At 45.8% G+C, this 1041-nt stretch carries 1 protein-coding gene and 1 pseudogene; both read left to right on the top strand.

Annotated features, from left to right (window positions below; translation table 11 throughout):
• A partial coding sequence (locus R7127_RS26910; RefSeq protein WP_318148763.1) for an ATP-dependent zinc protease occupies nt 1-706 on the top strand: 706 nt, incomplete at its 5' end.
• Nucleotides 707-860: 154 nt separating this feature from the next.
• Nucleotides 861-1041 (top strand): annotated as a pseudogene (locus tag R7127_RS26905) (transcription elongation factor GreB); the annotation flags it as partial.

Here is a 1041-nt window from a genome sequence, read left to right as displayed (position 1 = left end):
TGAAAAGGGCAAAGACGAAGTCGCGACGTTCTATTTGAGCAACGAAAAAGGCAAAGAAGAAAAAATCACCAAACCCGTGCTGAAGAAACTCAAAGTCGGCGACATGGTGCGTCCTGTGGTGGAAGGTGACTTCTTGTTCGGTAACAAAGAAAAGTCGATGGAGTTTGCTATTGACGTGCTAGATAAAGATGAAGAGCAGCCGTTTTTCGTTTTCGGCCACAACATGGCTAAAGGTGGCGTGCTACTGAATACGCGCGCAGACCACTTGCTCGATGCCAAACCTTTGTTCCGAGCTGGCCACATCGAAGTGGCCGAAGTGGAAGGTATGTCTTTCCCGGTCAAACTGGACACCGGTGCGGATGTCAGTTCTATCAATGCTAAGGACATCAAACTGTTCCAAAAAGATGGCAAAGACATGGTGAGCTTTACCTACGAAAATGACCTCGGTATGCAAAAGGCCTTTACTCGCGAAGTGGTAGACGTAATGAAAATTACTGCGAAAAAAGGCGAGAAAGCAAACGTACGTCCGGTGGTGGAAATGCACGTCAAACTGGGTGACTTAGAGAAGAAAATTCGTGTGAATTTGCAAGATCGCGGACGCTTTCATTACAGCATGATTTTGGGTAAAAACTTCTTAAAGCACGGTGCGTTAGTGGCGAGTGAAACCAATTACATCGTGACGAAAAAACCAGATTACGAAAAATAGTCGAACCGTCGCCTAACCTAATTGCCAATACCCAAAGTCCGCTCTGAGAATCTTGTGGCTTTGGGTATAATTCTAGGTTTAGGATGAAGATCGCGTAAGCGTCGATGCTGCTGAATGTGCGGCATTTTTTATGCCGAAATGAATAGGAACCAAATTGAAAACTAAGCTGATTACCCGTGAAGGTTATAACAAACTCAAGCAAGAGCACGATTACCTCTGGAATGAAAAGCGTCCAGAAATCACCAAGATCGTGACGTGGGCGGCCAGCCTTGGCGATCGTTCGGAAAATGCTGACTACACCTTCAATAAACGACTGCTGCGTCAAATCGATCGAC

Source organism: Vibrio sp. 1159, assembly GCF_033340395.1.
GTDB lineage: Bacteria > Pseudomonadota > Gammaproteobacteria > Enterobacterales > Vibrionaceae > Vibrio > Vibrio alginolyticus.
Note: the sequence above shows the minus strand (reverse complement) of the source record. Positions and strands in the feature narration are given on the sequence as shown.